Origin of the sequence: Pseudomonas sp. RGB, from assembly GCF_007713445.1 — a bacterium.
Classification (GTDB): Bacteria; Pseudomonadota; Gammaproteobacteria; order Pseudomonadales; family Pseudomonadaceae; genus Aquipseudomonas.
The window spans coordinates 170,886-194,632 of the sequence record NZ_VMSH01000006.1 but is presented as its reverse complement, the minus strand read 5'-3'; the positions used below and the strand labels follow the sequence as shown (position 1 = coordinate 194,632).

Genomic DNA, 23,747 nt, shown 5'->3' with positions numbered 1-23,747 from the left:
CTGATTTGGGAGCCTCGATGATTTCACTACCTATTGACCTCGTATTGCCAGACCTACGAGAGGCCCTGGCCAACCGCCACGAAGTAATCCTTGAAGCTCCTCCTGGTGCGGGCAAGACCACTCGAGTGCCCCTAGCACTACTGAGTGAACCTTGGCTTGGTGATCAGAAGATCCTGATGCTCGAGCCTCGTCGATTGGCTGCTCGGGCCGCCGCTGAACGTTTGGCGAGTGAGCTTGGTGAGAAGGTTGGTGAGACTGTCGGATACCGCATTCGCCTTGAAAGCAAGGTAGGCCCTCGCACCCAGATTGAAGTGGTGACCGAAGGCATCTTGGCTCGCCGACTTCAAGATGACCCCGCGCTTGATGGAGTGGGCGTGGTTATCTTCGATGAGTACCACCTTAGAAACCTCGACTCCGACCTTGCGCTGGCCTTGTGCGTGAGTGCTCGGGAGCTTCTGCGTGATGAGCCGCCACTGAAGTTGCTTCTGATGTCCGCAACGCTGGACGGTGCTCGTCTTTCAAAGGTGCTGAATGATGCGCCTGTGGTCACCAGTGAGGGCCGGATGTATCCGGTCGTACCGGTTTGGGGCAGTCCATATCAGCCGGGCGAGCGTATGGATGCGCGAGTCACTGACACCTGTTTGGCTGCCATCAACGAACAGTCGGGAAGCGTTTTGGTTTTCCTTCCTGGGCAGGCAGAGATTCGGCGGGTGGCTGAGGCGCTCAAGGAGCAGTTGAGTGGTCGTCCAGAGGTAATCGTATGTCCTCTGTACGGCGACCTCGACTTAAATGCTCAGCGTGCTGCGATAGACCCGGCACCCAAAGGCTCCCGGAAGATCGTACTGGCCACGAACATCGCGGAGACTAGCTTGACCATCGAAGGTGTCAGAGTGGTGGTGGATAGTGGTCTCGAGCGAGTGCCGAAGTTCGATCCTCGCAGTGGAATGACCCGGCTCGACACACAGCGTATTTCGAAGGCCAGTGCTACTCAGCGTGCAGGGCGGGCAGGGCGATTGGAACCAGGTATCTGCTATCGCCTTTGGTCTGAGTCGCAGCACGAGCAAATGGCTGGCTACAGTACCCCTGAAATTTTGCTGGCTGATCTTGCAGCCTTGGCACTCCAGTTGGCGCGGTGGGGAATGAAGCCAGAGGAGATGGCCTGGCTCGACCAACCTCCATCAGCTCCCTTCGGCCAAGGTAGAGACCTGCTGAAGCGCCTGGGCGCACTCGACGATGGTGGACAGCTCACACCACACGGATCAGCCATGAGCGAGCTCCCAGCGCATCCACGGATCGCTCACATGCTCATTAAAGGCAACGCGATGGGGCTGGATGACCTTGCTTGCAACATCGCGGCGCTGCTGGGTGAGAAGGATATTTTGCGCGGTGCAGGTGCCGATCTTCACGCCAGATTGAGTGCATTATCCGGCGAGCAACATTCACGTCGAGACGGTGGCTCCTTTCAGCGCGTGAAGCAGTCTGCTCGGCAGTATCGATCCCTGCTACGAGGGAGTGTCGTTCACCCTGTCAGCGAACCCGATCACCCAAGATGGGTAGGGTGTCTACTGGCATTCGCCTACCCTGACCGAATCGGTCTCCAGAGGCGTGCAAGTGCATCCGAGTACCGTCTCTCCAACGGTCGGGCTGCCGTGTTCTCAGAGCCTGATGCTCTCACCAAGCACGAGTGGCTGGTGGTAGCCGATCTGGGTAGCCGGCAAGGCCAGCGTGAGGAGCGGATCTACCTGGCGAGTGACCTCGATCCGGCCCTTTTCGATGACGAGCTAGATGACCTCGTGAGGTCTGTCGATGAGGTCGATTGGGATGAAAGGGAAGGGGTGCTTAAGGCTGAGCGGCAGTTGAAGGTTGGGCATCTCATCCTGTCGACGACACCCCTGCCGAATCTTGATGAGCAAACCCGTTCGTTGGCCTTGGTCAACCTGGTGAGGCGTAAGGGCCTCGAGCTCCTGCCTTGGAACCCTGAGCTGCGCCAATGGCAGGCGCGGGTCGATCTGCTGCGTCAGCTGGATATCCACAATGGCCAAGCAGAAAGCAAGTGGCCTGACCTCAGCGATGCCAATCTTCTGGCCACATTGGAAGAGTGGCTCACACCGTACTTGGGCAAAGTCGCGAGGCTCAGCCACTTCAGTCATCTGGATCTGGCTTCGATTGTCAGAAGTCTTCTGCCTTGGCCGCTTCCACAGGAACTGGAGACTCAGGCACCTCAGACCATCCAGGTGCCTTCCGGCTCCAATATTCGTATCGACTACTCGCAGCATCCACCAGTCCTCGCAGTGCGCCTGCAGGAGCTTTTTGGCCTAGCAGAAACCCCACGCATTGCCCTTGGTAAGCAATCGCTGGTTTTGCATCTCCTGTCGCCGGCCCGCAGGCCGGTGCAAGTTACCCAAGATCTCGCAAATTTCTGGCGCAGCACCTACGTGGAAGTAAAGAAGGATCTTAAGGGCCGATATCCAAAGCATTATTGGCCCGAAGACCCATTGGTGGCTGAGCCAACCGCGCGAGCCAAGCCCAGAAAATCCTGATGAGGGATGAGAATGTTGCTGGCGGCATTGTGAGGCTGCCTTCGGCAGTCATTGAACCGTGATCCGCGAACCAAAACCCGCATGCTTCTCTTGTTTCGCATGTGTCAAATAAGACGCTAACAGGGTGATAAATGTGTTGGTGAGGTATTAAGCCTCATCAATGAATTTTTGAATCTCGCCGTCCCCGTACTTTCGGTCATCCCAATCGATATGCATATTCCAGTCTTCCATGAAAGTTCTCAGCTCATTCAGGGCTGCCTCTAAGGTTTCTTCCATTTTCTTGCATTCGGGTGCCCCGACCTTATAACTGGCGGAAAGAGTTTTGGCTTGTAATAAGTCATTGTAGGCCCCCACCTACTGTTCATAATATCAATTAAGCTGGGTGGGTCTGAGTAATCGTCCATCTCTTCGATTGCTGATTTGACTTCGTCGATCTTAATCTGGACTTTAGACAAATGTTCCTCTATTGCCGACATGGTGCTTTCTTCGGCTGCCGCCTTAATTCGCTTGCCGCTTGATTCGGTGAAGTGCTCATTAACTAAATCAAAATCAATCCGGACTGAGTCTTTCTCAGTTATGTGGTAGCGGGATTTTTTCTTTATTTGATGCAAGTGAATAGTCTGCTTTTTTAGCGAGACCAATGCAACAAATACCGGTATGTCCATGTCGCGCCAGTAGTCGAGCTGATTTTTCGAAACGTACCAGTAAGGCTGAGGCTCCTCATCTGCAGAAGTTTTCACTTGGAAGGCGACAAATCGCCCGGTGCTATTTCGATTCTCGTCCAGTATTTCGACTTGTGCATCAATGCCAATGTCGATATCGAAGAGCCGACAAGGCCAACCGAGAACATACGAAATCTTGTAGGCAAAAAAATATTCTCCAGCATCGCCTGTTGCAATCTTGGATGGGTATTTCATGTTTTGTCGAGTTGCCTTTAGATAAGGTTTACCGAAAATTAAGCTTCCTTGGCAGTCCGAGTTCTTCCGGAGCCTCTCCATGCATGAATGCCAAGAGGTAAAGCACCTGACCCACTGGCTGTGGTTTCTGCTGCGGTTCGGAGGCGTCCTTCTGCACTATCTGTCTGGTCGCGTAGCGTAACGTTACGCCCAGAGCACTGAGCCGGTCTAGGAGCTCCTGCAACTGATCAAAAACCTCAAGGCGGGCGGTGCTTGAGTAGTGCTCGGCGCAGTCGCGATAGTCGCGTAGGTAATCAGTCAGCTCCGCGAATGCTAGTGCTTGATCACATGAGGGTTCGAAGGCGGGCTCGATGTAATCGCCGACGGTCTCAGCTGCAAGCCTAGCCAAACACCTTCCCGACGCGGGCTTGAGAGCCCTACGTACCACATAATCATTCTCAAACTGCTCGCGTGCAGCTTTCATTTGTTCATCGGTAGGGATGGCCATCGGTTTACTGAAAGCGTCGATGTCTCGGAATTCAAATGCACTGGCGATGGAGCGTAGGGTGTTGATACTCGTGCCCGAACCGGCTTCGATTCTTTGGATGGTGCGGGTTGTCGTCTGGGCGAGCTCCGCCAACGTCTCTTGAGACCATTGGCGAAGTTCTCTCAGATACCTGATTACCCGCCCCAGTTCGGCTTTGCTCAGAGTGCGTGTTTCAGTGGTGTCAAAGGTGCTCATATCGTGTCTCCTGCTACTAGGCTGATGTGATGAACCGAGTATGAACAGGCGCGGATCGCGGTGACACGACATGTACCCGACAGGCCTCTTTATGTCCTCTTCACTTTTGCCCGCCAGTCCTTGGTATAGAGCAGCTTGTCGCGATGCAATTGTAATACCTTATTGTTTTGCAGGATCTGCTGAGTCGCGAGGCTGAACTTTTTCGCTTCATCAAAAGCTAGGAAAATTTGCTTTTGTTTAAATGAGGCGAGAATTCGAATGATATGCTCAGTGGCGGCAATTTCGATGTTTTTGTAGATCATCGAATCATGGATGACAAATGGCAGACGCGTGAGCGAAAGCATTGACAAATCAAATCCAACCAAGCCTGCATACGATTTTCCTGTTCCAGTATCCAATGGCGAAGTAAAGCTGTAAGAGTTTGCATTCTTAATGCGAAGCTGTGACGGGTTGCGCTCAGGCCCATAAACAGTATTGTTAAATTTCTCAAGCTTCTGGTTAATGGTGCCTTCAATCTCAAGAAATATTTTGTCGTAGATAGCGTCTAGTCGAGTTTTGGAAGCGGCCTCGCTATCATCAATGGAAACCTTCTGCTCGAAGAATTTATTCTCTTCCCTAGCCTTGTCGGTAACCTCTTTAAGTTCAAAGACTTTCGTGAATAGATCTGTGGGGGTGCCTTTGGCTTTAAGGGTGAGTTTTATTTGTTGATCCAAGTCGGTGATAAGTCCGGTAATCTCAGATTCATTTGCGACCAAAAGCTCAAGTTCGCTTTTAAGTTCTTTGCTGACTAGCTTGCCAATTTTTGCGTGGAATTGCTCTACCTGTTCGAGTCTTTCTAGGTTGGCTTCTGGGAAAAATTCAGCAACGAGAGCTATGTTTGCAGCGAGGCGAGGTGTTACGCCAGATATGTCCCTCTGAAGCTTTTCTCTTCTAGCTGAAATCAGATTTCTCTGATTTATCATTTCGTTTTTGGTTTGTTGGATGGCCCTTAATTTTTCGTCGAACAGGGCTTCGTATGCGGTGATAGCTCCAGCGAAATTATCCTTGATATCACTAATAGCTTGCGCATTAGTTTTAATTAGCTGGTTGTTGGATTTGTATTTGGTCATCGTGATCCGTGGAATGATTTCCGCAGTCATCGACTTTCTCATCAGATCTTTTTTATCTTTCAAGGTCTGAAGTACAGCCCGCTCCACGGAAACATCACCGGTGCGTTCAAAGAGATCGAGCAGCCTGGCCACCCCGGCGCTGAGCCTTTCTTTTGAAGCTCCCGCCAATGGGTGATCTGGATCGGCTTCGCCCTTGTTCCATATCCGAGCAAATGGGCCAACAATGGATCGAAAGGTGCTCTCTAGCTCAGATAGGTCGTAGAGGCTTTTTAGCTTTTCTCTATACGCTTCTAGTGATATTTCGTCTTGTTTAACATGGTTGGAGTCGCAGACATCAACAACGTCTGGCTGCTCAGTAGACCTAGTTACGAATAGGGGGGCGCCACCGAAGTCAAATGTGATTTCGTATGAATGGTTCCCCAGCACCTTAATAACTCCGGCGTCGTCTACCAATAGGCTATTACCGCCCATTGCGAAGTCGATCACCAAGAGAGCTGAGGATTTGCCAATGGAGTTCTTGGCTTCGTCATCACCAAGGACAATATTTAGTCCAGCATGGAATTCAATAGGGGTTTGATTGAATAGGCTGCACTTCACTTGTTTAAGCATATTCAATCACTCCAGTTTCATCTTGAATATCTAAATAACCTAGAAAAAAAAGAACATCCATCGCAGCAAGAAATTCAGAAGTGTCTAAGAATTTATCGCGAGTCTTCGCGAGGGCTTGGGCTACTGTTTCGCCAGGCTCCTTCTCTGCTAGGATTACGTGCATCTTGAAAATCGTAGATTCCTCCAGCTTCGTAAACTTACTAGGCACTAACATCGAAAACCTCGCAGTTTTGAACAAAGAATGAAGTTATGATCTTCGAAACATCCAGCGATTTGCCGCTTTTGGCGCTAATCCATTGAGCGATATAATTGAAAATTACATCCTTGTTGTCAGGGTGCTCTCTATGCATCGCCCAAAAATAGGTATTTACTTGGTTGAGCAGCATCTTGACTGATGCTTGATCCCTTTGCTCAAGCAGCCGCAGTTCATCCCGAATTGTCACGAAATAGCCAACCACGTCGTTTCGTATGTTGCGTTTCAGGATGTTGGTAGCGCCTTTCTTTAGTTTCTCTTTTAAGGTGTAGGCATTAAGTTCTAAGTCAAAAGCGACGAGGCTTTCGTCGTCTAGATCAGCGAATGACTCAATCAGTTCTTTTATCTCAATCCTGAGGCTGTGTTCAGAAATCGACTTTCTTGCCTCGGTATCTCGGATGAAGCCATCCTTAATTTCCCGTAACCGATCATACTCTTCAATCTTAAAGTCCTTGTCATACTTCCGGTGACAAGAAGGACACAAGCAGATCACGTTGCCGAGACCGTTTATGTCGATAGGAATCGTGTGATTTATCAGTGCCAGAGTTTGAGCGGCAGTTGGATTCAGAGGGTAGATGTGAGCGATTTCATAAAACTTTCTAGGGTTTTTGGAACCTGGCTTCTTATCTATGATTACACGAGCGCAAAGCGGACAGATACCACCTGTTTCCGCATAAAGCATGCTGTGCTCTTCAGGATGGTAAGTTGTCCTTACATTCGCCATATAAAACCTAAGTTGTCTGCATGCCACTCAGGGCTGAGCAGTGCCCCGGTTGGCTGATGGAAGAGTAATGAAGAGGCGCAGGTATAGGTTCCAAGCGGCAAAACAAGAACGCCTGACCTACGGGTGATTGTGAGGGCAGCAAGACGCTGTCAACCAACGGTGCGGCTGTGCCTAGTGATAAAGACATCCTGCTTTCGCAGGTTGCCTGTTTAAAATTCCACATTCCCTGTGCCTGATTTCCACTTGTCTCGCGCAACATACCATTTTGCCATCATCGCCGGTATAGCTAAGCCCCGCCTTTTGAGGAAGGGGCAACCAATGGCGGTGTGAGCATCATTGAAGCTGTGAGGTATGATCGCCAGAGCTTGCCTCCCTCAAATCAGGCTAGGAATGATGCTGAAGTTTTTAAAATGCGTCTTTAACGTCCTCTATCCCGACCGCCGTCCCGATTGGGAGCAGAAGCGCGAGCGTGAGTTCATCCTGGCAGCGAACGGATTAAAGACTCTTTCGGTCACCGACCGGGGTGGCATGTCTATCGACCCCGAAGAGCTCCGCGACCAGATAGTCGCCTCGCGTGAGCAGTTGAAGCATCTTGTCCACAGGCCAGAAGCGCCTAACCGATCATTCAGAGCAGCGGAAGATGCCCAAGTGGAAACGTTAGTGAGTTCCACCGTAGAGGCTCCGGTGAGCACCATGGACTGTATCGAGGTAGTGGCTTGGCGTCGGTTGCTGAGTGGCGCTGTAGTGCGGTACGTGTGCCTCCAATCTACGAGTACGGGGCGATTCGCTGTCGCGACTGCAAACCTGTTCTCAGAGAGCTCGCATAGTCTTCCATCTTGGATCGAAGCCAACACAGCCAGGCACGTCGCCCATGCTATACAGAACGATCATCTCCGCTGGTTGGCTACCGTGAGTGAGGCGATGGATGCATGGGATGCGGAGCTCTGATTGTCCTCGCTTGACCATTGATTTCACGGTCATCGATGCGGGGTGGGGGGGGGCGCATCAAGTGCTGTTCGGTTGTCACTCATAGTGCAGCTCTCCGAACAAACCGATCATGAGATCTCCTTCCAGGATTTCGAACGGAAGGGTGACATATTGATCTCGATGACGAGGTAGAGCTTTTCCGTCATGTGGCGCGTTCTTAGTGTGGCCTTGCACCCGCTCGCCATTTTCCTTGATATATGGAAGCACTACGATCCGACCATGATTTTTGGACAAAATAGTGCCTTCATGCCATAGCGTCGAACCTTCTTCGTTATTGGACTCGCCCCCGGTGTTCTTGATGACCCACCTCGGCTGCCCATCATCCTCGAACCAGAACACGAAGCCTCCACAGACCAGCACCCTCTGGCCGCGCATCCTGGCTTCGGCAAGCATTTGTTTGACGCTGGCCAGTTGAAGTAGCTGGTTAGCTCTTGGAAGCAGCAGAGCACGAATCTGTGCCTTGGTTCTTCCCCAGTGATCAGCTGCCGAAAGACCAAAACCCTTGGCAGTAAATTCTCTAAGGCATATCTGTGAGCGCTTCGGGGTTAGAGCGCCGATCTCTTCCCATTCCATGTCTCCGGTACGACGAAGACAAGCGTTAAACCTTGCGATTGCAACCACTTGCAAATACGGGGCACGTATAAGCTGTTCGTGTAGCGGCTCCCGCAAACTGTCCATCTTACTGGGCAGATTTAAATCTCGGATGGCTGGGCGGGGCAGATGAGCATTACGTTTGATCGCCTCGCGCTCCATTAGCTCCTCTTCGTCCTGAATGCGGCGAGCCGCAGTCAAAGCCTTGTCGACCTTTAGGGTGACTGAGGCTTGGAGCACGGGATCAAGCACCGCTATGCCTATGCGCTCGGCGATGGTCTGGTTGAACGCATCTGCCGCAATCATGGCTTCTGCAAAGGTGCTAAATGAGGAACCACGTGCATGCCCCTGGCCGTTATCGTAGAAATAGCGTTTCCAGGCGAGCAGGGAGTCAGGGAAGAGCTTCAGGGCTCGCAGTTGCCATGACCAGCCGATTCCAAATTGACGGAATGGGAGTACGGCTAGAGTAGGCATCGAGTGGTACGGCATCTGATCGAGGCGCATGGTTCTTCCTTGCAGATAGGCATTGGTCGCGCCGATAGATGCGCCCCGGTGGGATACCCTGTTTCCAACGATAGCGTATATACCCAATGGATAGCACATCGCCAGGATGATTCAACCTACTAGGGAGTCTGATACGAAACTTCTGACGCCCCGTGACGATGTTAAGTATCAATGGGCATCACTCAACGCTTGTGCCACATGCCCCAAAACCTAATCAGATGAGGCCGTAGCATGGCGCAGGAGCTTTGCCTGCTACCAAGATATGTCCGTCATGAGCTTTTTTCACATCCACCGATGGTGTCTTTGTGGTCTTGGTAGCTACTCTTGCATTTCACCACCACGTGCTGGGCTGGAACATGGACGCGCGCTACCACTATCCCCCTGATGTCTTTAACCTGCTGGTCGACACCATCCCGCTACTTTGCAAAAGTAAGGCTGATGTGCTGCTTTTTTTACGGGGGGCAGGAGTGCCTCAAGATGATCTCGCGCTGATGGACGTCACGGTTAAAACAAACCGTGATTCAGTCAGTACATTTGCCATAGTTCGCGACGTCCTTGAAAAGCTGAATAAGCGAGGGGATGGGGGCTTGGCGGCTAGGCGCGAAATCATCAAACGAGTGGTGGAGTTCGAGGAGTTTTCAGGATGCTGGCCCAACAATGTTCACAAGGCTAAAGCTAACGTGGGAGACCTGGCGCGCATCGTCAATGTTAAAGACTCGTTTACCCGAATGAACCAGCAACGAGAGGCCGCTCAAGCCGAGGTTGCCGCCAAGGCACGAGCCGAGCGTCAAGCGGCTGCAGCGAGGGATCGTAAAGTTGAAGACGTGCGTGATCGGCTGAGTGCTCTCTTTGGTATGGATAGAGAACCTCAAAAGCGCGGCAAGCTCTTGGAAGGAGTTTTGAACGACCTGTTCAGGGCACACGGAATCCTTTTACGAGAAGACTTCAAGCGACTTGATCAATCTGGAGGCGCCGTCGTTGAGCAAATAGATGGAGTCATCGAGTTTGAAGGACACATTTACCTTGTAGAGATGAAATGGCTCAAGGATCCAGTAGGAGTGAATGATCTCGCGGCGCACATGATTAGACTGTTTGCGAGAGCTGACGCTCGAGGAATCTTCATCTCGAACTCAGATTTTGCCTCTACCACTATTGCCGAGTGCGTCACTCACTCAACCCAGAAAACGATGGTGCTTTGCACGCTAAGGGAAATCGTGGTGCTGCTCATGAACAAAAGCGACTTGGTCAGTCTCCTGCGAAGCAAGGTACGTGCTGCAGTGATTGATAAGAAGCCCTACCTCGAAAGCCTATAAGAAGGCGATGTGATTAGCCCGGCTAATTCTGGAGGTGACGTATGAGATGGTTTTCCAATGGCATTAATCGCCGACTCCTGTTGCGGCAGGACGTTGGGAGCGACGTGCAGAATCGATCCTAGTTTCATCCCAAGGCATTTGCACATAGGTAGCCTGTCGTAATTCGCGATCAGGCCCCACCGCCGTCGCCACTGGTCTCAGGACAAGATGAAAACCACAGATAGTCATGGGCCATCACTGTGGATAGGATGAGTTCTCGGACGAATGAGGGAATATGAAATATGAGCTCTGAATTGATGACCACCGCAGTGTGCTGGGAGGTGGGCGCCAACGTGTCGGCAGAGTACGCAAAAGACAACTCCACTTTCTATTATTTTTGTCCTGAGCAGAACTGCTTGGAAAAGGTCGTCCCAGCGCAAAGGAACAACAAATTTTTTAGGGCACCAAACAGGCATATCACGGGATGTAAGAATGAAAAGGAATCCATCGAGAACTCCAATGTACAGGGAGAGCAAAAAAAAGTTGCAATGGCAGTAGCACCCACGATCATCCCAAGCCACTTAGGCGCAGTTCCTACTACGAAAAAAAAGGCCATGCCTACGCGAGCACAAATGCTTGCGCTTGCTCAACAAGTTCAGAGCTCTCCAGCAATCCACCCTGGCACGCTACAGGAAGTTGTCGATGCTTGGAGAATTTTGAGCATGAACGAACGAGTCGAGCATCAGCTTTATATAGAAAATGAGCCGCTCAATTACTTTGATGCATTCGTTCCGTTGAGTCACGCTGGGGAGGATGTCAACTCAGTAAACTGGAGCAATACCATTGTTTTTGGAACTGCATCGGTTAACTTATTTAACGGCTCGTTCTATATCAAAACGTTCAGCAAATTTGCCAATGGTGCTAACAGAGCACAAATCCGGGTTAGGGTAAGGTCGAGCGAACCCTATTTTAACCTCCTGGTAGATGGCCAAAAAGTGACGCTATTCCTGCGCACATCCATGCCGACCATAGACGCCAGAAATAAATTTTTCGAAATCCAACCCTCAACGTTATATAGCGGCTTTGCTATTGGCTAGTAACACCGTGATGAGGGAATCATTCGCGCCAAAGGCCCCAAGTCGGCGGATTTTCGACTATATCAATCGACGTGCTGAGCTCGTACTGCATGTGTTCAAAAACTCTGTCGAGACTTGGATGAGCTTTCGACTCTCGCAGGACATTCACTAACGTCAATAGCTCCCGCCCTTGAGCCACCGGCATTTGGATATCGCAATACACGGTGTCATCGCTGTCTCGTTCCACGTCTTTTCTCCGTCTGCATCAATCCAGCTTGGGCTTACTGCTGGCAGCTCTGTGTGCCTCGAGGTGCTGCATCTCTGATTCCCAACAAGCCAGGAATTTATACCAGTCCGCAGCGTAAGGCCCATCTAACAATCTGGTCGACCCGATACTCGCCTGACTGAAGCGTTCCCTCCAGGGCTGGGGGATAGTCTGCTCCAAAATGATGTCGATTCCGGAGTGGTGATACTGCACGGTGACACAATCCCGAAGCTGGTTGAACTCAAGTGCCTTGTCAGCATGAGGGGAGTCTTTTCGCTCTTGAAGTTCAAGGTCATCAAGAATGGATAAGGGATCGAACGCCTTCGAATCGCCTGGAGATATGTTCGCAAGCATCCACAAAGCTTTTCGTCTCTTGGCCTCCAGTTCGCGGAGTTCATCGTCGGGCATTTGAGTTACCTCTTGTTGGCGTTGATGGCGTGCCGCCTGCGGCGTCAGGCTGCTGTGAATCGAGCCCCGCCAAGGCGTGTCTCGTCCCTGCGGGCTCGCATCCCTCACGCCTGCGCGCTCCGCTTGCTTGGTGTCTGAGCCTATGGGAAGCATAGATCGCAACGCATCCTACCTTCATGATTCGGAGCTCGGCATCGCTATTCGAAGCGTTCTGTTATCGTTCTAAAAGTAATTTAGTCGCTCTTATTCATCAGCCTTCTGGGGAGCCGGGAATGGACACAACTCGACGCGTACTAGGCAGAGCCTACCAAACGGTTCGCGATCCTGAGCGTCTGCTCATTGAAGAGCGCGCCGAAGCTCTATCTGCTGCAGGCTACCCGCTGCCAGATGATGATCCGGCTATGTACGCTGAGCAGAGGCTCAAAGAGGCCAAGGAGGCTCGTTCAGCGCAAGTTGTTGGCGTTCCCGAACAAGCTTCAACTCAGAAAGATTTGCGAGGTACGTGAGAAGTGATCTTCGGTCGAAGTAGCCTGAAAATACGCTTTAACTAGAATGTAAACATTCCTGATTCTGCACACCGGGAGGCCGAAATGGACTTGCTAAAGCCCTTGTACGAACAGGACAGGCTTCATCCACACTTTCGCACCATATCTGACGGACGACCCGGCAGGCTTTACCAGCGAGAGGAGCTGCAACGCTGGCTTGATGGATTTCCAGACAGGGATAACAAATTCGTACGTGAGTTTCAGACCACGTTTAACTCAAGCTTTTGGGAAATCTATCTTCACGCAGTGTTCCGCGAGTATGGCTTTGCTTTCGACTGGACTTATCCAGCCCCTGATTTTCTAGTTTCGTCAGCAGACATTACGTTTACGGTGGAAGCAACCACTGCCAACCATTCCATTGACGCTACCCCGGAGTGGGGTAGGCCCATGACAGCGGAGTTCTTTGAAGACGTTGATTTCAATGAGCTCAATCGGGTCGCGATAATCAGGTTGGCCAACGCGTTCATGAGCAAATCACAAAAATTCCAAGATAAGTATCAGCATCATCCGCATGTCCAAGGACGCCCATTTGTCTTAGCAGTAGCACCGTTCGAACAGCCGGGTTTCAACCTCCAGGCCTACCGGGCTATCGAAGCCCTGCTATTCGATTACTACGTAGATGAAGCGGAATACCTGGCTAATCCGGAGCGCTTTCCTAACGGATTAGAGGGGAAATCTTTGGGAAGCGTACAGAAAGATAACGGTGCTGAAATCGAACTGGGGTTTTTCGATTGCTTGCGCTTCAGCCACATTAGCGCCGTGATATTCAGTAATCTGGCCACTTGGGGAAAAGTAGATGCCATGTGCGGAAATCCGGATGCGGTCATATCGTCTGTCTGGTCGCTACCGAATGGCGAGATGAAGCGCACTGTGTCCAGAGGCAACGAAGCCTCAGAAGGGATCACCGATGGGCTGCGTATCTATCACAACCCTTTTGCTACAACGCCGTTGCCGCTTGAAGTATTTCGACGAGAAGGTGTGATGCAGATGTGGGCTGATCCTTACGCTCGATCACTCATAAGTGAACAAGCCGAGAACTGCTTACAGTCCAGGACGGCTATGACTTTCTTCGTAAAGGATGATGATCCCTCTTGCGAGGGCTTATCTGAGAAAATTTAGCAGTGCGCTCTGGCCAATCCGGCTAGGCAGCAATTCGCCTGTGGATTGCTTGATATCCTCAACGAATACCGATGCAGACCTTACTCGACCAATCGAAGTCGTGACGGATATGTCAAAAAGCCGTGCAATGGGCTCAACCGCCTACCAAGCGAGCGATCAACCATTTTTTTTGTGTTGGGGCAAACTACGGAAGATGCGCTTGATACCCTAGGTCGTCCCAGAACACATATGCTCAGATGATTTCAGGGAGAAGGAAAATGGCAAGTGAATACTCGCTATCAGATGTGCTGGAAGGGATGTACCAAAATCAGCTCGCCCTTGAGGCTGCTCTCATGGAGCTAACCCTCCAGGTGGAAGCCCAAGGACATGCGGAAGTTGGCGACAACGTTCGTGGCACGCTTTACACAATTGGTGAGAACGCTGGCCATATCAAACAGGGGCTGGCCCGGCTCAAAAAACTCCCATGACCCAGCCGCTTTTCGATTTTGATCTCAAACGCGTTTCCCGCACGCATTACATCACTGGCAAGGCTGCGATCAACTTTCCGCACCCTGGAAGCATCACTGGCGGATGGCATTTCCTGTCCTACTTCGACCGCGATTCGGGCGTAGCGAAAGTGTCCTTGGCAGGTATTCATTATCCAGATACGACCGATTTCTTTGGAGGCGCTGGAGTCATCGACGTAACCGACAAGCTTGCGATGCGAGGCTGGTCAGAAGACGGCAAAAGGCTGTTCATGGCGGATCACTACAGAGCTGCAGCTGACATGGTGATGAAATGGGTGCTAAGTGATTCTAAGCACTGCAACGTCGAGGTCGCTGATTGGTTTCCCTCTTCCGAAACGAAGCAGCGGCTTTTTGAGATCCTAAATTCGGGAAGGCCCAAACTTTTAGATCCCGACAAGCTGCAAAAAATGGAAGCTTGGCTAAGCTCGCAGTAGTCCGAAGGACAGATCTGCATGGCAGCCGGCGTATTGCGTTTTAAGCGGGAGCAATGGATATGCGCAAAAAGTCCCAGTCGTGGTTTATCCCGCTCCTGATTCTTTTTGCCGTCCTGTGGGCAATGGGGAAAAAAGACACGCCTCAAACCCCGGTAGAGCCGAGCGCTCTGAGCACGCTAGTATCAACCACGCCGACGTCTCCATCCCCACCCACGCCGACCTCCGCAACTGAGCAGTTCGTGAGCGCTGATAACCTCAATGTCCGGGATCAACCAGGCGGAAAGGTCATCTCAAAACTGAAGCGCGGGGAGAAGGTTCAAGTTTTTGAGACCCGAAAGGATTGGGCGCGCATCAGCATTGATGGTCAACCTTCAAAGTGGCTTTCGTCCAAAAGCCTGTGTAGCGGCTCAGACTGCTACGTCGTTTTGAGGCTAAGACCAGCGATTCAGCCGAAACAGCCTGCTCGTCAACAGGCCCCAGCTTACGGTTCATCCTGCCCTTGTTCCTCTGGGAACGTGTGTATCGGGCCTCGCGGTGGTCGATATTGCATTACCTCTGGCGGTAACAAACGATACGGTGTCTGATCTGCTGTTCACCATTGAGACAATCTGCAACGATCACACCTAGTTACAGTCCAAAAGGACACATATGCCAGCGTTCAGAGGATGCACTGATGAAGGTGTTCATAAGCTCCGTAGTAAGAGGTTTCGAGCAGTTCAGAGCCGCCGCCAAAGACGCGGTGGAGACACTGGACATGAAGCCGGTCATGAGCGAGCACTTCGGAGCGCGAACCTATTCCTCGGAGCACGCCTGCCTGACAGAGGTCGATCAGTGCGACGTTTATATCCTGATTCTTGGCGCTAACTACGGCTATGAACCTCAGCCAGGTCTCTCGGTTACGCAGCAAGAATTCCACCAGGCAGTGAGCAAGCGTAAACCGATTCTGGTCTTCATCCAGCAGACTGACTTTGACGCGAAGCAGGCCGTGTTCGTCAACGAGGTGTCTGACTACAAACAAGGTTTTTTCAGAGCCTCATTCTCAGACCCCCAAGAGCTGTTGAAAGCTATTGTCCAGGGCCTGAGTAGAATGGAGAAATCCAAAAGCGCAATTTCTGAGAAAGCCTTTCACGAGCGCATTACAGAGGCATCAAGCTCTCGCTCCTACGGCGGTCACTCCTATGCGCCACAGCTTGAGTTCGCATTTCTGCCACAGCCCGTTGAGCAGCACGCTGTGCACGGAGCGGCCCTACGCCGTGATGAGATTTTCCATAGCTTCCATAACCTGGGCTTGGCGAAGTTCAAGCAAGGTTACGAAGACTGGGATGACAAGTTGTTCACAGGACTGAAGTCCGGAGATACGTCTTGGCGCGTTTTTGACGACGGGCTCGTCCTTTTGGAAACTGACGCAAGTGTGCCAGTCGAGGGGCGTACGGCTGGTCTCTATTTCGTGTCTCCGACCAACCTATCAAAGCTAATTATGTCCTGCTTCGAGGTGTCCGGATTCAACAGCGGATGGTATCGCATTACCTTGAAGAATTTAGACATGGCGAAGATAGAGGAGCCGCCAGCGACTGCCCCCAGCAGCTATTCGATGCCTATGCGCCGTGAAAAGATCGTTAGTGAGTCACGACTTTTCATCCCTGCCACACGGCCCATCGTGGAGCAATGGATACAGGAAAGCATCGTAAGAATGGCCAGAAGTTTGGCTTATTGATCAGTGACACCCGTGCCTCTGTCATTTTGAGCCAAGGGGGACTTTTAATCGTCAACGTGCCACAGGCGCCCAACAGTGCTTCTGGGTAATTCCAGTTGCCGGCAGACCTCTGCCTGAGAAAGACCTTCTGCCTTTAGTTTGCGTACTGCCTCGAGCCTTTCTGCGGCTGCGATTCTCTGTGGTGTGGTGATCTTCTGCGGCTCGGCAGGCAGCGCTTCATCAAGAACTCCTAACCGCATGAGTTCTATCATCGATTCATTCAAGACAGAGCGTGCTGTCTTCCCCTCATCGGCTGCGGCCACCAGAGTGAGCAGCGACAAAGGCGTTAGGCCCAGCGCATGCGCCAGATCCGCACTCAGATCAATAGTCGGTGTCGTCGTCGCAGCCTCCAAGCGGCTTATGTGAGCCTGGTCAGCTTGATGCTGGAGGTCTGCTTGCGATAAGCCATTTCGAATCCTCAGCCACTGTAGCGTCGCCGCATAAGCCTTCCGCAGGGACATCCAACCTACCTCTCCAAAAAAGAGACGGTATGACGCGTTTGATAGATCCCACACAAATGCATATAATCATATCAATGGGATTCCTGGCTTGTTGCCCGGTATTTTACGTGTTCGCAGAGCCTGATTTTTGGGTTTGCACCATGAGGATCATCAATTTATGGGTAATTCTTCGGAGCATGAGTTGCTCCGCGAGGGTGAGATATCGTCCTTTGGAACAGAGCTACCTCAAGCCGAAATAGAGGCATTGGTGTCGGATCGTTTCGGTCGGAAACCGTACTGTTTGGTCGAGGATTGGCTGATCTTTCATGTGGACGAGCCTCCTGAATCGCTCGCCAAGGTGCGCGCCATAGGCCTGCAGACAATGTTCCTTTATTCCCATTGCGTGACCTACGACAGCCAGGGCCGGTTCCCTCCAGGGGGCTGGGTACGCTCGACCCTGTGTAAGTCGTTCGACGGCGTTTGCCTGTTCGAGACCCGGAATACGGTGTACGCCTTGGTAGGCAAAGGGCGCGAGATGACCGCATCGCTCAAGACAATATTCGGCTTATGTTAATCGCAGGCGCTAAGCAGGCCTGCTCCACACGAGATGCACGATGTTCAGGATTAGCATGCAAGACCAGGCCGGCCCGGTGGGTATGTTCGGGGACGGTCTCGCTCACTTCCACGCCATGTCGCGATCCTTGGTTACTCATTGGTATCACGTCAGTCTCAAGCGCCGGCATGAGGGACGGTTCGTAGCTTATGAAGAGATGCTGAACGATGAGCCTCGCTTGGTGGAGCTGCTGGTCTCCCAAGACGAGAGCATGGTCATTCAAGATGTCCAGGTCGTTACCCCGGCATGGATGAACAAAGGGTCAGGCTGGAAGATGGAAAAGCTGAAATCGCTTTCCATGGGGTTCAACCAGGCAGAAGTGCCGATCTGTGTTCTGCACGTCGAGAGTGGTGATGTGTACGTCAATACCCATCAGCGCGACCTCGATGTCGATGCCTTGGTTGGGGTCAGGGAGCTATATCGGCGCAGTGCTGCAACCACCGGCGTAGCCTCAGCGTCGGAGGCTCTGTAGCTATGGACGACATCAATACCGTCGCAGTCGATTTACACGAAAAGCGCTACTCGGACTTCGACCTTCTTCGCATCGCCAAAGCAGTGAATCAAGACTACGACGGGCTGGTCACGGCCTACCTGGTGAATGTCCATATTCATGCGTGCAGTGCTGTTGGTGTGGTGTTCGGTCACATTTGCCCTGGGCCGTACCAACGATTTGCAGATGGTCGGCTGATTCGGACATCCGACATTCAGTCCGTAACGAAGGAAGGCAGGTTTTGGGTGATCAATACGGTCAACTCGAAGTACGTCATTGCGACGTTCAGGCGTGATGTCGGACGGCGTAGTCTGCGTGAGTTCACGCGCATAGCGGGAGACAGGTATCTGCCAACGCCTGATCGCCTCCAATGACTGCGGCGCAGGTCATATGTAAGTTTGGATATAAGTATCAAGTAAACTGAAAGGAGGAGCAGTTACTTACGCTCCTCCTGCAATTTTTAAGCTGCTGCAGGCCAGATTCCTCCCGCGATTCTCTGTAACGTCGCACATGCAGGAACAAAGCCTTGGAAATTTTCATCATAGGAAATTCCAAATCTTGCCCTGAAGCCGTCTCTGACTCTTTTGATCATAAACTTTCCCTTGCGCTTATCACTAGGAAGAGGCATGGCTACTCCCATTAATTCCCGTGTATCAGGGGCTGCGTCTCGATTTCGTTTGTGGATGCGCTCAAAAATTTCGTCCCGCTTACGTGTAAACTGATGTTGGATGTCCATATGATGATGGAAGGCCACCTCATCAAGCCAAGTGACAACCTCATTCGGATCTTCAATTCCAGCCATAGAGGCGAGGAAGTCTGGCAGAATAAAATATGACTCGATATCGCTGCCCGCTGTGATGAATGGAATCGCCTGTTCTTGATTAATCCGACCTTCAATACCTGCAGACTCCTCATCGGTCATGAAGTCCCTATCTCTGTGGATCATAACCTGAATACCTGGAGACACGTTTTTCAGAAAATCAGTGAATAATGAAGCAGACTCTAAATTTGACGAGGTTTTGTAGCTGTAGATTAATGTCCTCCCCATGTTGAAGCCGTTAAGTTCGAGCAGCCTCTCCAGGTATCGTGTTTTTCGATCTTCTGTTAGTACAATCAGATCAATTTCGTTATTTCTCAGTCGATCAAAGTCATCAAGTGCTCCTAAGTCAAGAAGCATGGGTAAGCGGTCGAGATTGCTTCCTTGCTCTTGGATCTCACCGTTCCTCATCCACACAAAATGAGCATCATCTGCTAATGCATCCATCATATGACGGCTATGAGTAGACAGAAGAACTTGTGTCCCAGTGCTCTCGGCTATGTAGGAAATGGCGTTGCAGAGCGCTATTTGATTATTTGGATGAAGATGAGAATCAGGTTCATCGAGCAATAGAAGTTTCGGATTGAAGTAGGTTATATAGGAATAAATTTGTAGAACTTGCAAAAGTCCGGTTCCACAAAGTTCTATTAGGTTTCGCGTGCCATTATGCGCTGCAAAAACTTTGATCCTGTGATCACGCTGCTCGTCAAACTCAACCTCGATCAATGTATCCGGAAAGATGGTGGCAAGCCGTTGATTTAGGGTATTTAGCTCGCCGGCAATATGAATATAATAAATAATGTTACGCAGGTACAAATTCGCATCACCGCTCGCTACGCCCCGCCTTACAATCGCTCGAGCTCGAAGCTCTTCATATTGTGAGATACCAGCTAGCCCAGGAACATAAACACTATAGAGATCCGTAGCGCTCGTTACTAAATTCCCTATTCGTTCATAGTCACCTTCCCTATTGCAAGCTATATTACCGTGATTCCTTCCCTTGCTAATCTTTATGTTATAGTGTATTGCTTCTTCTGCATGCACTCCGTCGTCGCCATGAATATCGACGCTAGAATAAAGTGTTAAATTGCTCTCTCCTGCCCCTGTATGATTGAGGTAAGGAGATCCATTTCTCAATACACTAAAGTCCGGTGTGGGATTGTAGTGCAACAGCTCAGTCGAGAAAGTTTTCTGCCCTTGCTGGCGGGACGCAACTGCTGCACCAATAGCGAAATGGATGCCTTGAAGAACGCTACTTTTGCCCGCATTGTTGCCACCCACAAGGACATTTACTGATCCCAATGAAATTTCGGCTCTCACAACCTTTTTGTAGCGTTCCAGCAACAATTTGTTAATTCTCATAAAGCATTGTCCTTAAGCTTGAGTTTAGGTGTGGCGACGCGAAAGAAATTTTGAAAATGGCAGTAAGGATGGCGCGCGGCGTTGTTGGTAGAGCGCTAGAATGGTATTGGATCATCGAACTGGACAGATGCTCTCTTAGCTGCCTGGGGCACAGCCAGAGGCGACACTACGAACAGATTGACGATGTCCTCCCTGTCCATGAAGAGGATCTGACTCCGCTTGGATTGATCGAGCTTGCCACCGATCCAGTTTCTAGCAGCCTTGGTGATTTCTCCACCCGCGACGATGTAAGCGTGATCGACCAAGACACGTTTGCTGAGCTCTGAATCAAAGATTTCGTGGCCCAACATCATCAGCACCTGGTTATGGATCTCGGCGACGTTGGCCTGTCCTCCCTTCGTCACTCCGGAAGAATCTAGTTTTCCCTTCTTCACTTGGATGCCAAAGTAGATGACGTGCTGGGTGGGAAGCGTGAACTTCATCCAGATGTCTTTCCCATACTCCAAGGCTTTGTCTTTGTGCCCTGTAGATGTGATCCGAGCGAATCCTAACTGCCTGAACAAAGGAAGCAGGACATGCTCAATCAGATCGTCCTCTGAGCACTGATCAAGGTACAAGATCAGCTGATTTTTCTTCTCCATTTCGGCGGCAGAAAGAGGACGGTGGGGGCTCGCGGATTCATTTCCTATTGCGCCGGTGCGGCAGTGACGCAGATAGCCCTGGTCGTCATCTGCAAAGAATGCCTCAAAGCCCTCGCGCTTGATCGCTCCGTTTAGTGCCATGAGCGCGTTCAAGCGGGGCGGCTTCTCGTTGAAGGCATCTTCATTATCCATGAGAAGGCGAATCACACGGAGCATGGCACCTGGTGGCATCAACGGATTTGAGCTTGGAAAATCCAGGATTTTTTGAAGGACATCCGCAACCCAGAATCGGCGCGTTGAGCCGTCATGGACGAAATCTGTGTCGGCGTCCCTGAAGAACCGAGTCAGGTTGGGGCCGGTGAGGTAGCGGAAATAGCCTTCTGTGTTGTCCCCGCAGATTAGCTCCGCGACTTGCTCTGTCGTGCGCGCTTTCCATTTCATCCTTCGCCCCACTCTTCAGCCCAATCCAAATGGTTGATCCGTGCTCTGATCAGGATAACCCGTTCCCTCGGTACATTGGCACAAACATGCCGGCAATAATCCTGGCGTCGAGCAGTGCGTGGTGAGGCAGTTCCTCACCCTCGGTGGTCGGTGCGAGCGTCGTTGCGTCAGTAGGAAAATTACGAACGATTCCGGGCCATCGCCCGCCGTCATAGACCAGATCGCAAAAAAGCTCCCAGTCGTACTGGGGAGCATCCGTGACGATCTCGACCTCCTTTTTGAACGACGTCAGAAACCTGAGCAGCGACATCCTGGCTTCAAAAATGGACAGCGCATAGCTCCCACCCCACAGCTGCGGAAGCACGATTTCCTTTACGAAATCACTGCAGTCTTCTTCTTGCCAAGTATCGAGCAATTCGACGTAGAATTCGCGCCCGTCCTCAGCCACCAATGCGAGTGATATCAGCTTCGCTGCTGCTGATAGATTGGTAAACTCGCTATCAAGAAAAAGCCTAATGTTGTTAGAACTCCGCAATGGCTAGGGCTCGCCTGGATATGGCGCAGGAAGGTCAGCTATGGAAAATGGCACTCGAACATCTTGGTTCAGATGGACTGCTTCAGGTGGTTGTAGATATGTGGAGTCGCGCCGCTCCTCCGCCCAAGCCAGTCGTTGAGCACCTGACCACCGATAATTTGAGCCTGGAAGTCCTGAATATACTGAAAATCGCCCAAGAGCTTGTCGGGGCGTTCGTGCCGGGGCAAGCACCTGTTCCGGGCATCGTGACGTTGTACGCTCGTCACGCCAGTGACCTAGCGGATGGGCTCATTACGCGACCGCCGAAAGAAAAGCTTTCTCGAGCATGGAGAGGCTCCTGTCTCGAAATCGACCTAGGTATTTGATGTCCATTCATGCTCGAAAGGGCTCCGTAACGCAGCCATCCTACTAGAGTTTATTGAGCTAATTTCCGCTCCATTGAGATGTTTTATGAACGCTGATTTAACTGAAGAAGAAATGCGTCGTGCATTGTTTGGCTCGGCTGAGCCCGAAGAGGTTCCTGCGCCTCCAACGCCACAGCCTGTGACAGAAGAGGTGATCACGACGCCACTGCCTCCCCCGGCAGCCAAGAAGAAAACGGCGAAAGCCTTTACGCCTAGGCTCAGGGTCACGCTTCGGGTTGGAAACGAATACGAGGGGGAGATGTACGAACTCATCCACGACGCCGACACGTTGAGCTCGTTGCTGGCTGAGCAAGAGGCTGTGAAGTCTGCAAGGAAGAAGTACAAATATGTGGAGGTGGTCTCGGTTAAGTCGATCTAGAAAGGACTGCTGGCTTATGAGGTAGAACGTTGACGAGCGTCTGGCGAACGCACCTTCGCCATTAAGCATTAATGTCCACGTTGGTTGATCCCGCTATCATAGGATCACTTCACCAGAGCAGGCCAAGCTATGCCAAGGTTGTCATTCGCCATCCGAGCTTTGTTTGCCTTTTGCCTTTTGATCGCGACCGCCAATCACATCCGAGCAGACTTTCAGCATGGGTTGTTCTGGGACTACGGCTACGGTGACAGCGCCTACTGGGCTAGCCGCGTGTTCTGGGCGGCACTGACTATTTTTGACCCGCTGGCGGTACTGCTCCTTTTCAAAAAGCCACGGATGGGAATAGTCCTCACCGCAGCAATTATTTTGGCTGACGTAGCCCATAACACCTATTACGTCGCACTGAAACAGCAGTGGCTGGAGTCGTTCTATCTGTCGCAGGTGGCGTTTCTTATTGCGGTGCTTCTACTCTCACCTATTGCTTGGAGACGCACCATTCGCCGCGTATCAATAGCAAGTCCGGTTCGATGGTAAAGCACTCCAATGATGAAGCCCTCAATGAGCCAGACGATAGGGATGACGGCCTTCTATGGCCTGTTCCCATCCGGAACAGGTGGATCCTGCGGCGAGGCGTGGATGAGCCTAGGCCGAAAATAGCCGTTATCGCGGCGGCTCAATCCGGCTCCAACCGAGGCTCCTGAAGATCTCAATAATCTGGGCTTTCTCTGCGGTCACCTTGGATAAGAGCATTATCTTTATGCGTAGTGCTCTGCCGACGAGCACAAGCGCAGATGATCAAGATGGCGATGGCTTTTGGCCTTGATGCCAGCTAGATTTGGAGCTTTCTACGATCAAGGAAGGATATGAAAAAGCTCATCGCAGTAATGGGAATCTGTGTCGCACTTGGCGGTTGCGCTACGTCCCACTACACCGCAGGACGAGACTTTCCGTCGGCCAGTGTAGCGAGCATCACCAAAGGCAAAACGACGACTACTGAGTTGAAGTCCCTGTTTGGTGAGCCCTACGCCAAGAGCGCAGTCAGCGAGACTGACGAAAAGTGGATCTACACCTACACCAATGGCTCAGCCCATGCTCAAAGCTACGTGGTCACCATGAAGGTGACGACTACAGGCACTCAGAAAACTCTCGACGTCTTGATCCGCAATGATGTGGTCATCAACTACACGTTCAGCGAAGGCCCCGCTCCTGGTACGACCACCGCGACGAACTGAGACTGCCACCTGCAATAGGCCATCTAATGATCTCAGTCAG

Annotated in this window: 29 protein-coding genes and 1 pseudogene; 18 read left to right on the top strand and 12 right to left on the bottom strand. The window is 51.4% G+C overall.

Annotated features, from left to right (window positions below; genetic code table 11):
* Window positions 1-17: 17 nt before the first annotated feature.
* Complete coding sequence (gene hrpB, locus FPT15_RS15135; RefSeq protein WP_145162405.1) at window positions 18-2,540, top strand: ATP-dependent helicase HrpB; 2,523 nt, start codon at window positions 18-20, stop codon at window positions 2,538-2,540.
* A gap of 260 nt (window positions 2,541-2,800) precedes the next feature.
* Here hrpB and FPT15_RS15130 read toward each other — a convergent pair whose 3' ends face one another.
* The 5 genes from FPT15_RS15130 to FPT15_RS15110 form a co-directional block, all read right to left on the bottom strand.
* Window positions 2,801-3,457 (bottom strand): DUF4365 domain-containing protein, encoded by a 657-nt coding sequence (locus tag FPT15_RS15130; RefSeq protein WP_256676462.1) that lies wholly within the window; start codon window positions 3,455-3,457, stop codon window positions 2,801-2,803.
* A 28-nt stretch (window positions 3,458-3,485) separates the two neighbouring features.
* A complete protein-coding gene (locus FPT15_RS15125) occupies window positions 3,486-4,178 on the bottom strand; it encodes a helix-turn-helix domain-containing protein (protein WP_145162402.1) in 693 nt (230 codons plus the stop codon).
* 89 nt (window positions 4,179-4,267) lie between these two features.
* Window positions 4,268-5,896, bottom strand: a complete 1,629-nt coding sequence (locus FPT15_RS15120; protein WP_145162399.1) for a DUF2326 domain-containing protein — start codon at window positions 5,894-5,896, stop codon at window positions 4,268-4,270.
* Window positions 5,889-6,059: an ABC-three component system middle component 7 gene (locus FPT15_RS15115; protein ID WP_242461450.1), complete on the bottom strand. Its 171-nt coding sequence runs from the start codon at window positions 6,057-6,059 to the stop codon at window positions 5,889-5,891. Before FPT15_RS15115 ends, FPT15_RS15120 begins: the two co-directional genes overlap by 8 nt.
* 37 nt (window positions 6,060-6,096) lie before the next feature.
* Window positions 6,097-6,831, bottom strand: a complete 735-nt coding sequence (locus FPT15_RS15110) for an ABC-three component system protein (RefSeq protein ID WP_145162393.1) — start codon at window positions 6,829-6,831, stop codon at window positions 6,097-6,099.
* A gap of 435 nt (window positions 6,832-7,266) precedes the next feature.
* On the opposite strand from FPT15_RS15110, the gene FPT15_RS30365 reads away from it, so the two are divergent.
* Complete coding sequence (locus tag FPT15_RS30365; protein WP_145162389.1) at window positions 7,267-7,821, top strand: hypothetical protein; 555 nt, start codon at window positions 7,267-7,269, stop codon at window positions 7,819-7,821.
* A gap of 75 nt (window positions 7,822-7,896) precedes the next feature.
* Here the strand turns inward: FPT15_RS30365 and FPT15_RS15100 are convergent, their stop codons facing one another.
* Window positions 7,897-8,955 (bottom strand): hypothetical protein, encoded by a 1,059-nt coding sequence (locus FPT15_RS15100; RefSeq protein ID WP_145162386.1) that lies wholly within the window; start codon window positions 8,953-8,955, stop codon window positions 7,897-7,899.
* A gap of 356 nt (window positions 8,956-9,311) precedes the next feature.
* Between FPT15_RS15100 and FPT15_RS15095 the strand changes: the two genes are divergently transcribed.
* Complete coding sequence (locus FPT15_RS15095) at window positions 9,312-10,268, top strand: restriction endonuclease (RefSeq protein WP_178119698.1); 957 nt, start codon at window positions 9,312-9,314, stop codon at window positions 10,266-10,268.
* A gap of 281 nt (window positions 10,269-10,549) precedes the next feature.
* Window positions 10,550-11,344, top strand: a complete 795-nt coding sequence (locus tag FPT15_RS15090; RefSeq protein WP_145162381.1) for a hypothetical protein — start codon at window positions 10,550-10,552, stop codon at window positions 11,342-11,344.
* Window positions 11,345-11,363: 19 nt separating this feature from the next.
* Here the strand turns inward: FPT15_RS15090 and FPT15_RS30040 are convergent, their stop codons facing one another.
* Both FPT15_RS30040 and FPT15_RS15080 read right to left on the bottom strand, forming a co-directional pair.
* Window positions 11,364-11,570, bottom strand: a complete 207-nt coding sequence (locus FPT15_RS30040; RefSeq protein WP_032861746.1) for a hypothetical protein — start codon at window positions 11,568-11,570, stop codon at window positions 11,364-11,366.
* 18 nt (window positions 11,571-11,588) lie between these two features.
* Complete coding sequence (locus tag FPT15_RS15080; RefSeq protein WP_145162378.1) at window positions 11,589-11,996, bottom strand: hypothetical protein; 408 nt, start codon at window positions 11,994-11,996, stop codon at window positions 11,589-11,591.
* 272 nt (window positions 11,997-12,268) lie between these two features.
* Between FPT15_RS15080 and FPT15_RS15075 the strand changes: the two genes are divergently transcribed.
* The 7 genes and pseudogenes from FPT15_RS15075 (at window position 12,269) to FPT15_RS15045 (ending at window position 16,314) form a co-directional block, all read left to right on the top strand.
* Entirely contained in the window at window positions 12,269-12,502 is a 234-nt protein-coding gene (locus FPT15_RS15075; protein ID WP_242461448.1) for a hypothetical protein, read from the top strand.
* 84 nt (window positions 12,503-12,586) lie between these two features.
* Window positions 12,587-13,660, top strand: coding sequence for a hypothetical protein (locus FPT15_RS15070; protein WP_032861748.1), 1,074 nt, complete (start codon window positions 12,587-12,589; stop codon window positions 13,658-13,660).
* A gap of 34 nt (window positions 13,661-13,694) precedes the next feature.
* A pseudogene (locus FPT15_RS30035) lies at window positions 13,695-13,871 on the top strand (NAD-dependent dehydratase); the annotation flags it as partial.
* A 46-nt stretch (window positions 13,872-13,917) separates the two neighbouring features.
* Window positions 13,918-14,127 (top strand): hypothetical protein, encoded by a 210-nt coding sequence (locus FPT15_RS15060; protein WP_145162375.1) that lies wholly within the window; start codon window positions 13,918-13,920, stop codon window positions 14,125-14,127.
* Window positions 14,124-14,600, top strand: coding sequence for a hypothetical protein (locus FPT15_RS15055; protein ID WP_145162372.1), 477 nt, complete (start codon window positions 14,124-14,126; stop codon window positions 14,598-14,600). The genes FPT15_RS15060 and FPT15_RS15055 overlap by 4 nt, the downstream gene beginning before the upstream one ends.
* A 53-nt stretch (window positions 14,601-14,653) precedes the next feature.
* Entirely contained in the window at window positions 14,654-15,184 is a 531-nt protein-coding gene (locus FPT15_RS15050) for an SH3 domain-containing protein (protein WP_306099027.1), read from the top strand.
* Window positions 15,185-15,273: 89 nt separating this feature from the next.
* Window positions 15,274-16,314: a DUF4062 domain-containing protein gene (locus FPT15_RS15045; RefSeq protein WP_032861751.1), complete on the top strand. Its 1,041-nt coding sequence runs from the start codon at window positions 15,274-15,276 to the stop codon at window positions 16,312-16,314.
* A 44-nt stretch (window positions 16,315-16,358) separates the two neighbouring features.
* On the opposite strand, the gene FPT15_RS15040 is transcribed toward FPT15_RS15045, so the two are convergent.
* Complete coding sequence (locus tag FPT15_RS15040; RefSeq protein WP_032861752.1) at window positions 16,359-16,814, bottom strand: helix-turn-helix domain-containing protein; 456 nt, start codon at window positions 16,812-16,814, stop codon at window positions 16,359-16,361.
* A 157-nt stretch (window positions 16,815-16,971) separates the two neighbouring features.
* On the opposite strand from FPT15_RS15040, the gene FPT15_RS15035 reads away from it, so the two are divergent.
* The 3 genes from FPT15_RS15035 to FPT15_RS15025 are packed head-to-tail and all read left to right on the top strand — an operon-like array spanning window position 16,972 to window position 18,270.
* Entirely contained in the window at window positions 16,972-17,367 is a 396-nt protein-coding gene (locus FPT15_RS15035; protein WP_032861754.1) for a hypothetical protein, read from the top strand.
* A 40-nt stretch (window positions 17,368-17,407) separates the two neighbouring features.
* Entirely contained in the window at window positions 17,408-17,878 is a 471-nt protein-coding gene (locus tag FPT15_RS15030; RefSeq protein ID WP_017337051.1) for a hypothetical protein, read from the top strand.
* Window positions 17,879-17,880: 2 nt separating this feature from the next.
* Window positions 17,881-18,270, top strand: a complete 390-nt coding sequence (locus FPT15_RS15025; RefSeq protein WP_145162369.1) for a hypothetical protein — start codon at window positions 17,881-17,883, stop codon at window positions 18,268-18,270.
* An 86-nt stretch (window positions 18,271-18,356) separates the two neighbouring features.
* On the opposite strand, the gene FPT15_RS15020 is transcribed toward FPT15_RS15025, so the two are convergent.
* The 3 genes from FPT15_RS15020 to FPT15_RS15010 form a co-directional block, all read right to left on the bottom strand.
* Window positions 18,357-20,075, bottom strand: coding sequence for an AAA family ATPase (locus FPT15_RS15020; RefSeq protein ID WP_020309465.1), 1,719 nt, complete (start codon window positions 20,073-20,075; stop codon window positions 18,357-18,359).
* A 95-nt stretch (window positions 20,076-20,170) separates the two neighbouring features.
* Window positions 20,171-21,157, bottom strand: coding sequence for a hypothetical protein (locus tag FPT15_RS15015; RefSeq protein ID WP_145162366.1), 987 nt, complete (start codon window positions 21,155-21,157; stop codon window positions 20,171-20,173).
* Window positions 21,158-21,206: 49 nt separating this feature from the next.
* On the bottom strand, window positions 21,207-21,674 hold the full coding sequence (locus FPT15_RS15010; RefSeq protein WP_145162713.1) for a 3'-5' exoribonuclease: 468 nt from the start codon (window positions 21,672-21,674) through the stop codon (window positions 21,207-21,209).
* A gap of 38 nt (window positions 21,675-21,712) precedes the next feature.
* Here FPT15_RS15010 and FPT15_RS15005 point away from each other — a divergent pair, with 38 nt between their 5' ends.
* The 4 genes from FPT15_RS15005 (at window position 21,713) to FPT15_RS14990 (ending at window position 23,707) form a co-directional block, all read left to right on the top strand.
* Entirely contained in the window at window positions 21,713-22,057 is a 345-nt protein-coding gene (locus FPT15_RS15005) for a hypothetical protein (RefSeq protein ID WP_256676461.1), read from the top strand.
* A gap of 85 nt (window positions 22,058-22,142) precedes the next feature.
* On the top strand, window positions 22,143-22,475 hold the full coding sequence (locus FPT15_RS15000; protein ID WP_145162360.1) for a hypothetical protein: 333 nt from the start codon (window positions 22,143-22,145) through the stop codon (window positions 22,473-22,475).
* 129 nt (window positions 22,476-22,604) lie between these two features.
* A complete protein-coding gene (locus FPT15_RS14995; RefSeq protein ID WP_145162357.1) occupies window positions 22,605-23,009 on the top strand; it encodes a hypothetical protein in 405 nt (134 codons plus the stop codon).
* 329 nt (window positions 23,010-23,338) lie between these two features.
* Window positions 23,339-23,707, top strand: a complete 369-nt coding sequence (locus FPT15_RS14990) for a hypothetical protein (RefSeq protein ID WP_038443869.1) — start codon at window positions 23,339-23,341, stop codon at window positions 23,705-23,707.
* Window positions 23,708-23,747: the final 40 nt, after the last annotated feature.

Coding starts and splice junctions, on each gene's coding strand:
- FPT15_RS15045 (WP_032861751.1), top strand. CDS start 15,274: ATGAAGGTGTTCATAAGCTCCGTAGTAAGAGGTTTCGAGCAGTTCAGA.
- FPT15_RS15120 (WP_145162399.1), bottom strand. CDS start 5,896: ATGCTTAAACAAGTGAAGTGCAGCCTATTCAATCAAACCCCTATTGAA.
- FPT15_RS15040 (WP_032861752.1), bottom strand. CDS start 16,814: ATGTCCCTGCGGAAGGCTTATGCGGCGACGCTACAGTGGCTGAGGATT.
- FPT15_RS15075 (WP_242461448.1), top strand. CDS start 12,269: ATGGACACAACTCGACGCGTACTAGGCAGAGCCTACCAAACGGTTCGC.
- FPT15_RS15020 (WP_020309465.1), bottom strand. CDS start 20,075: ATGAGAATTAACAAATTGTTGCTGGAACGCTACAAAAAGGTTGTGAGA.
- FPT15_RS15070 (WP_032861748.1), top strand. CDS start 12,587: ATGGACTTGCTAAAGCCCTTGTACGAACAGGACAGGCTTCATCCACAC.
- FPT15_RS15005 (WP_256676461.1), top strand. CDS start 21,713: ATGGCGCAGGAAGGTCAGCTATGGAAAATGGCACTCGAACATCTTGGT.
- FPT15_RS15030 (WP_017337051.1), top strand. CDS start 17,408: ATGTTCAGGATTAGCATGCAAGACCAGGCCGGCCCGGTGGGTATGTTC.
- FPT15_RS15015 (WP_145162366.1), bottom strand. CDS start 21,157: ATGAAATGGAAAGCGCGCACGACAGAGCAAGTCGCGGAGCTAATCTGC.
- FPT15_RS15090 (WP_145162381.1), top strand. CDS start 10,550: ATGAGCTCTGAATTGATGACCACCGCAGTGTGCTGGGAGGTGGGCGCC.
- FPT15_RS15100 (WP_145162386.1), bottom strand. CDS start 8,955: ATGCGCCTCGATCAGATGCCGTACCACTCGATGCCTACTCTAGCCGTA.
- FPT15_RS15050 (WP_306099027.1), top strand. CDS start 14,654: ATGGATATGCGCAAAAAGTCCCAGTCGTGGTTTATCCCGCTCCTGATT.
- FPT15_RS14990 (WP_038443869.1), top strand. CDS start 23,339: ATGAAAAAGCTCATCGCAGTAATGGGAATCTGTGTCGCACTTGGCGGT.
- FPT15_RS15125 (WP_145162402.1), bottom strand. CDS start 4,178: ATGAGCACCTTTGACACCACTGAAACACGCACTCTGAGCAAAGCCGAA.
- FPT15_RS15035 (WP_032861754.1), top strand. CDS start 16,972: ATGGGTAATTCTTCGGAGCATGAGTTGCTCCGCGAGGGTGAGATATCG.
- FPT15_RS15000 (WP_145162360.1), top strand. CDS start 22,143: ATGAACGCTGATTTAACTGAAGAAGAAATGCGTCGTGCATTGTTTGGC.
- FPT15_RS30365 (WP_145162389.1), top strand. CDS start 7,267: ATGCTGAAGTTTTTAAAATGCGTCTTTAACGTCCTCTATCCCGACCGC.
- FPT15_RS15055 (WP_145162372.1), top strand. CDS start 14,124: ATGACCCAGCCGCTTTTCGATTTTGATCTCAAACGCGTTTCCCGCACG.
- FPT15_RS15095 (WP_178119698.1), top strand. CDS start 9,312: ATGGACGCGCGCTACCACTATCCCCCTGATGTCTTTAACCTGCTGGTC.
- FPT15_RS15025 (WP_145162369.1), top strand. CDS start 17,881: ATGGACGACATCAATACCGTCGCAGTCGATTTACACGAAAAGCGCTAC.
- FPT15_RS14995 (WP_145162357.1), top strand. CDS start 22,605: ATGCCAAGGTTGTCATTCGCCATCCGAGCTTTGTTTGCCTTTTGCCTT.
- FPT15_RS15060 (WP_145162375.1), top strand. CDS start 13,918: ATGGCAAGTGAATACTCGCTATCAGATGTGCTGGAAGGGATGTACCAA.
- FPT15_RS15110 (WP_145162393.1), bottom strand. CDS start 6,831: ATGCTTTATGCGGAAACAGGTGGTATCTGTCCGCTTTGCGCTCGTGTA.
- FPT15_RS15080 (WP_145162378.1), bottom strand. CDS start 11,996: ATGCCCGACGATGAACTCCGCGAACTGGAGGCCAAGAGACGAAAAGCT.
- FPT15_RS15130 (WP_256676462.1), bottom strand. CDS start 3,457: ATGAAATACCCATCCAAGATTGCAACAGGCGATGCTGGAGAATATTTT.
- FPT15_RS15115 (WP_242461450.1), bottom strand. CDS start 6,059: ATGCACGTAATCCTAGCAGAGAAGGAGCCTGGCGAAACAGTAGCCCAA.
- hrpB (WP_145162405.1), top strand. CDS start 18: ATGATTTCACTACCTATTGACCTCGTATTGCCAGACCTACGAGAGGCC.